At 60.0% G+C, this 6,667-nt stretch carries 5 protein-coding genes and 2 pseudogenes; 6 read left to right on the top strand and 1 reads right to left on the bottom strand.

Annotated features, from left to right (window positions below; translation table 11 throughout):
- The 4 genes and pseudogenes from ACYCAX_RS26470 to ACYCAX_RS26455 all read left to right on the top strand — a co-directional run.
- Positions 1–295 (top strand): annotated as a pseudogene (locus ACYCAX_RS26470) (type VI secretion system tip protein VgrG); the annotation flags it as partial.
- The gene (locus tag ACYCAX_RS26465; RefSeq protein ID WP_460249206.1) at positions 282–1,184 is read left to right on the top strand and encodes a DUF4123 domain-containing protein; all 903 of its coding nucleotides are present in this window, start codon (positions 282–284) and stop codon (positions 1,182–1,184) included. The pseudogene ACYCAX_RS26470 and the gene ACYCAX_RS26465, both read left to right, overlap by 14 nt.
- Complete coding sequence (locus ACYCAX_RS26460) at positions 1,181–4,516, top strand: toxin VasX (RefSeq protein WP_460249205.1); 3,336 nt, start codon at positions 1,181–1,183, stop codon at positions 4,514–4,516. Before ACYCAX_RS26465 ends, ACYCAX_RS26460 begins: the two co-directional genes overlap by 4 nt.
- Before the next feature lie 3 nt (positions 4,517–4,519).
- Positions 4,520–5,626, top strand: a complete 1,107-nt coding sequence (locus ACYCAX_RS26455; RefSeq protein ID WP_460249204.1) for a DUF6708 domain-containing protein — start codon at positions 4,520–4,522, stop codon at positions 5,624–5,626.
- Between the two features lie 103 nt (positions 5,627–5,729).
- Here the strand turns inward: ACYCAX_RS26455 and ACYCAX_RS26450 are convergent.
- A pseudogene (locus ACYCAX_RS26450) lies at positions 5,730–6,053 on the bottom strand (SDR family oxidoreductase); the annotation flags it as partial.
- On the opposite strand from ACYCAX_RS26450, the gene ACYCAX_RS26445 reads away from it, so the two are divergent.
- Positions 6,006–6,365, top strand: a complete 360-nt coding sequence (locus tag ACYCAX_RS26445; RefSeq protein ID WP_460249203.1) for an SRPBCC family protein — start codon at positions 6,006–6,008, stop codon at positions 6,363–6,365. The pseudogene ACYCAX_RS26450 and the gene ACYCAX_RS26445 sit on opposite strands and share 48 nt — an antisense overlap.
- On the top strand, positions 6,331–6,519 hold the full coding sequence (locus ACYCAX_RS26440) for a hypothetical protein (RefSeq protein WP_460249202.1): 189 nt from the start codon (positions 6,331–6,333) through the stop codon (positions 6,517–6,519). The genes ACYCAX_RS26445 and ACYCAX_RS26440 overlap by 35 nt, the downstream gene beginning before the upstream one ends.
- The last annotated feature ends 148 nt before the right edge of the window (positions 6,520–6,667 follow it).

Raw genomic sequence — 6,667 nt, 5'->3', positions numbered from 1 at the left:
GAAAGTGGTGATGGAAGCGGGCAGCGAACTGACGCTCAAGGCCGGTGGCAGCTTCGTCAAGCTGGATGCCGGCGGCATCACGCTCAGCGGTGCCACGGTGAAGATGAACAGTGGCGGTAGCCCTGGGACGGGAACGCCGGCGGAGCCTTTGTTACCGGGGCCGTTACGGCAAGCTGATGCGGATAAACCGGGCGAGATCCTGTTGCCGGCGCAGCGCCAGGCCCTGATGCAGAAGAAACCGCTCTGCGCGATCTGTGAGGCGGCAAAGCAGGAGGCTGCGAGTGAGTCCGCATGACACTGCGATGTTCCCGTCGTTACCTGCGAATCTGCCCTGGGGGCAGGTGGCGGCACTGTTGCTCGACGGGGTAACTGTCGAGTCGTTGTTGCCAAAGCTATATGAGTGGTCGAGTTCGCCCACGGTGTGGCCGTTATATATGCACACTCGCTGGAAAGATCTTATCGATCTGTCTCCATGTCTCATTCGCTTGAGGGGCCCTGACGACCCCATTCTGCTTCGCTTCCTGAATAACGCCCCGCAGGAGTGGGGATATCTCATTTTTAGCGACCTCGATTGGCCCTCGCTAACCGCCCGGATGAGCTGGCTTGCCAGTGTTCGTCATCCAACCGGGGAAGAAGCGCTACTGCGATTGGCCGATCCGGCCGTGGCCCACGCATTGGCCGGTGTCGCTGAGCGCAATCGCGATCCAGACTGGTTCGGTCCGTGCAGCACTCTGGTCATACCTGACGAACGAAGCGATTGCTGGCACCTGCATCGCCGACCAGGCCCCTGGACCTCGGTGCCCCCACCCCGAGTCCCCTATCAGCTTGGCGACGCCCAGATCGCCAGCCTGGAAGAGGTTAGCTTTCGCGCAACGGTCAAGGAACTCGATGAGCACATGCGACAGTTCTTTCCCGGCTATACGGCCGGCCTGCCCCGATCCGAGCGTTGGCTTCATCTGAACTCATTGACATCGGCGGCCTACGAGTCGGGTTTCTGCTCGCCTCATGACATCACCCTGTACGCCAACATTCACGGTTTCCTGGGACCCCAGGCTCTGGATGATCACCCCGACATCCGAGAGCTTCTGGCAGAAACCGCCAACCAGAATCCGAGCCAGCGGCTCGAAACGGCGGCTCATCGAGCGATGGAGCGTGCTGCCAGCTTATCCGGGAGGCAAGGATGACTCTGCCCAGCCAGAACCCCAACCAGGTCAGCAAGAGCCGGGTGGATGCCAAATCGGTAGTGGGTGTCTGCCCGCTGATGAATCTCAAGGTGCAACTGCTGCCGTTGCGCTACGGCGTCGTGGAGCGCCTCGATCCCTCTGCTCAGATGGCCATGCCTTTCCAGTTGAAGTCGCGTCCTCTCGGCATTCGACTGATGCGCGACGGTTGGCTCTACGTCGTCGCCGACAAGAAGCCGAAGCCGATACTGCACGAGTACCGCGTGTCGAAGGGCGTGATCACTCAACTGCTGTGGAACAAGTCCGAGCTCGCGGCGAATAAGCGTGAAAGCAGCGTTGGAGAGGCAAGCCTGGTATTTTCCCGGGCTGACAAGCTGTACGTAGGGTATTCGGAGGTGCAGTGGACCGCTGCCAAATGCCGGCAGGTGCTGCAAAGCTCGAAAGAGCGACAGTACTTCATGCAAGCGGTGGATTTACTGGGCGTTGACTGCGAGAAAGGTGGCGCCAGCCTGCTCACGAACCAGCAAGCAGCAGCTTGGCTGGCAGAGGTTGCGGAGCAGCCCAGCAAGGTAAAGCCGCCAGTGGGCGCGCTGCCGGAGGAAAGCAAGGATTACCTCTGGGAGCAGGAAGCCTTGTTTCGCAGGACGCAGTTTGGCGAACTGGAGAAGCAACTGAAGCCGCAATACCAGCATGATCACCTTTATCTGGTGGTGCGTGACGACCTCGGCGTACTGCGCGACCTGGCCCAGCACCAGGAGCTGATCACCGGCTGGATTCACAACTGGAGCAACGATGAAGAGGCGCAGAAACGCTACATCATCGGCAGCTATATCCAGTCGCTCTACACCGTGACTGGCGACGGCATCCTTCAGGCGGCGCGGCAGGACCCCCGCTTTGCCGCACTCGAGCGCGATACCGACGAGGTGCAGCGGCAAAGCATCGGCGACTACATCAACACCAAGCATCAAACCGACTGGAAGGGGACTGGTACTCACAGTGGCGCCATTGCCGCCGCCAGAATGCGTATGCGCCAGAGCCTGGGCGAAAGTCTCTACAAGAAATACGCGGACCTGATCGAAAGCCTCGACGACAACACCGACGATGCGCTGGATGGCGCCAAGCTGGGGCAGCGGGGCATCGATGACCTGGTCGACCGTCCGGCGATGGAAGCCTACGTCAAACGGCAAGCCGCCAACCTGCAGCGCTGGAACGCAAGCCTGGACCTCATCACCGACGATCGTGTTGCCTTGGTGACCGCCGAACGTTTCCACCGCGCTGCCTGGTATTTCGACCCCAGCTACGGCAATCAGATGGAGGCGGCGCTGGCGACCGAGTACGCCTGTCTTCGCGATATCTGCCGTACCGACAAGGCCAGTGAAGCCATTGCCAAGCTGTTGGATGAGCAACCAGGCTTCAGCGTGCCGACCTTCTTTACCCTCAGCCATGCGGACCAGGTGGATGTCCAGGGCAAACTGGCGGGCATGGTGAAAGCCGCCCGCGATACCCTGATGCGCAATAAGGACTACCAGGGGCTGAACGAGACTGCTGTGAAGTGCAACAGCCTCCTGAGTACGCAGCTTCCGCACGCATTCGAGATGAGCCCGGATCGCATCACCCTCGACCAGGTCCGCGGTACTGCCTACGAGCCCGCTCGCCAATTGCGCCTGGCCAACGCGATGGACGAAGCCATGCGCGCCCTGCAGGCGGGCAAGCCGCTGGACCCGGCTCAGGTGCTTCGGCATTTGCCGCGTAGCAGCTGGCTCGGACTGCTACGGACCGTGGGGCAGGGTGGAGTGACATTGGAATTCGCCTCACCGAATCAGGTACGCACCTTTAGTACCGATCTCGATGCCCTGCTGGACCTGAAGCGGCAACGTCGTGAGCTGAAGAAGCAAATACGCCAGGCACTGGGACGTGAACGGACTGGCCGGGCACCCAAGGGCAGTCACCGCACGTTGGTGGCCCAGCGTGCCGCTCTGCAACAACCCTTGGTCGCATTGGAAGCTCGCGTAGCGCTGCATTACAGCCCGGTCGGTGAGGGGCCGGGGAAGGTGGGCATGCGGGTAAAGGGCCTGAACAGCGCTCAGGTCGCCGAATTCCAGCGCATGAGCGAGGACTTCCGCCTCAAGCGGCCCTTCAAGGGAGTGGGTGGTGAGGTGTTCAAGTCGGTTGGGGGCGATTTGTTCGCCTCGGCGGTAGCGGTGATGCAAGTCTGGAGTTTTGTGACGGTAACCTCTGAATTTTTGCGTAAAACGGATACGTCGTCTGCGGACAAGGTCGCATTAGGTAATGCCTTCTCCAGCATGGTCGGCGGCGTATCTGCGGCATTACAAGGGATTGCTATCACGAGCCTCGGGGCCGCGCTTAACAATTACACTAGCGTTGCCGGCAAAGTTAAATCCGCAGCATCTTTAGGTAAGTTGACTGGCGGGTTGGGTATTGCAGCCTATTTCTTCAGTTTCGTTAGCAACGGTATTAGCTTGTATGGGGCTGGTGGTCGCTGGTTAGAGGCATTGCGCAATGGCAATACCGGGCAACTCGCCAGCTCTAGTCTGCAATTGGCTGGAGACTCCGGCCAGATCGCCTTGAATGGCTGGGCTACCGTCCGCACAGGTGGAATCATTTTTCAGGTTCTCACCGACTCAACACAGGCCCGATCTCTCGCTTGGGCGGCCAGTTCAGCTCGGTTGCTGAGTATCGCCGCTCGGGCCAATTTGATTGGCCTAGGTTTGACTGCATTGCAGTTGGGTGGAGAGTGGTTGTACAACCGTAACACTCTTTCGGAATTGGATCGTTGGTTACTGCACTGCGCTTGGGGGCGGGAACATGCAGGTAACAGCTTGCGCAATGAGCGCCTGCGCTTGGCTCTGATTACTGGCTCGCCTCAGGCTCGCCTAGCAAAACTGGGCGGCAAGCCATATGCGCAACTGGTCATCCCATCAATCACCGCACGGGAGCTGGACGACAGCGGACTGAGTTTGACTGCCTATTGGTGCACTGATGCTGCGCGCAATGACTGGGAGCCTTGGACCGATCCCTTGCTCTATCAGTTGAGTTTGTTAAGTAGCCCCGATGAGCCGCTCAGCCTTGGTCTGGAGCTGTTTGCTTTGGAAACCAACGCTCAGCACGGATTGGCTCTGACCCTCCATGCGCCGCTGGCTCCTGGTGAAACCAGTCGACAGGAAGTTCATCTCGAGATCCTCACCCTCAACGTGCAAGACGGTAAACCCTTTAACCGTGTCAAACTCTTGCGGGTGCGCAATCCCAATGCCATGCCACTGCCTGTTACTCTCGACCGCCTGCACCTGCCTGATGACACCATGTTGCCCGGATAATCCATGTTCAAGAAAAAAACGCCCACCCCAGTACGGACCGACGAGCTGGACCTGAAAAGCCGACGCCCGCGGGCAGGCGAATTGCGCTGTTTCCCTACCGGTGAAGCCCTGTTTTTCTCACCGCTTCCAGCTTCGACAGGAGCTGCGCCAATGGACTTTTCTGGTCACTTCTTGGCAGTGAACGAGGTTTATCTTGATGTTGGGGTAAGCAATTACAACAAGGCTTTTCAGACTCAGCTGATGGTTTGGGGGGGGATGTCGTTACTGATTGGGTTTTGGTTATTGCTTCCCTTATGTATGTGGTTCGTTTACCTCTTCGATACCTATCCAAAACCCTTTATAGAGAATCTAATCTCCATACTGCCATTACAGGTTGCCGTCAGCTTGTTCGGGGGGGGATCTGCCATTGCCATTGGCTCCTATGTCATCATCAGCAGTACTCGCAAAAAAGCCCGCGTCCGCCCCCTGCGCTTCAACCGCCAGCGGCGCGAAGTCTGCTACCTGCCCGAAGGCTCCGACATACCGATCATCCAGCCTTGGGAAGACCTGGTGGCCTGGATGTCGGTCAGTACCGGCTATACCGGCGCGGCGGTGATGTCGACCTACACCTTTGGCCTGGCGGTGGACAATCCCGTCACCGATCGCGTGCACTTCCTCACCCACGGCGTGCTCACGCCTGCCCACGCGTTGGGCAAGTGGGAGGCCATCCGCTGCTTCATGGAGAAGGGCCCGGAGCATTGCCCCGGCGTGGCGCCCTATGAAAGCCGCGCCACCTTCGACCAGTTGCGCGCCGATCTGCATCAGGACTATCGCGATGGCTATGTCTCGGCGCTCAAGGTGTTCTGGTTCTACCTGGCCAATGTGGTGACCTGGTGGAAGTTCCCCTACTGGGTGGCTGAGTGGGATCACCGCTACAGCATGAAATCCATGCCCGCCAGCGTGGAAGAATGGTCCCGCCCGTTGCCTGCCGCACAATGGGCCAAACCCAGCGCCGAACTGCTCAAGCAGAACGCCGCGCTGGCAAAGAGTTATGCCCAGGGCAAGAACTTCACGGATCACTTCAATACCGAGTTCAACCAGGCCAAGACGGCCGAGACGCCATTCGGCTGATCGCCGATAACCTCAGTGCGCTTCACAACCCACAATTTGTTGATGCCTTATAACCCCTAAGCCCCGGCCAGAAGGCAGGGGCTTGGTTCATCGTGGTAGCGATTCAGATCGCCAGGCTATCTACTACCAGGCCCCCATCCAGTCGCAGCGCGGCGCCAGTGGTAGCGGAGGAGTAGGGCGAAGCGACGTAGGTCACCAGGGCCGCCACTTCGTCGACTTCGACCACGCGCTGGATGATCGAGCTGGGGCGTTCGCGGCGCACGAAGGCATCCGCTTCCTCGCGCGGGGGGCGGCCGGACTGGCGTACGGCGTTGGCCACCAGGTTCGCCACGCCTTCGGTGAAGGTCGGGCCAGGGCGAATGCCCCAGGAGCACTCATCATGGCCAAGGCCACTGCATTCATCGACCTTCACACCGACGCCGACAAGGTCTGGCAACTGATCGGCGGTTTCGACGCGCTGCCCGACTGGCTGCCGTTCATCCCGCAGAGTACCCTCAGCGAAGGTGGCCGGGTCCGTACCCTGAAGAGCGTCGATGGCGACACCATCATCGAGCGCCTGCTCGACTTCAACGAAGCCGGTCGCAGCTACACCATCCTCCTGGGACCGGCGCCGATGCGCGACTACCAGTCGACCGAGCTTCCTCGCCGATACCGGGGGCGAGTCAGCGGAGGGCGACGCCGAGCCAGGCCAGGTGCTAGCGCTGATGCGCCAGTTGCGGGAACTGCTGCTGCGCAGTGATACCCGCGCCGAGGAGGTCATCGGCCAACTCTGTAGCCTCTACCTGGACCGCGAGGAGGTATCCACCCTGCGGGAGCTGGCCTCGGCGATCAAAGAGTTCGACTACGACCTGGCACTGCAGCGGCTCGGACAGATTCCCCAGGAGACCCGGTAGTCCCCGGGTGAACGTCACCGAGCAACGACGATGCCGAACGGGCCAGACGCGACAGAAGAAGCTCGTCGTCACGCCGAACCTGTTCGCCTCCGTATATAAAGAGGGGAAGGGGGCGAAGCGGTTTTGTCATCTTTCTGCAAAAAGTCGT

The organism is Pseudomonas sp. MT3, from assembly GCF_054720805.1.
This window is presented reverse-complemented; position numbering and strand designations above follow the sequence as displayed.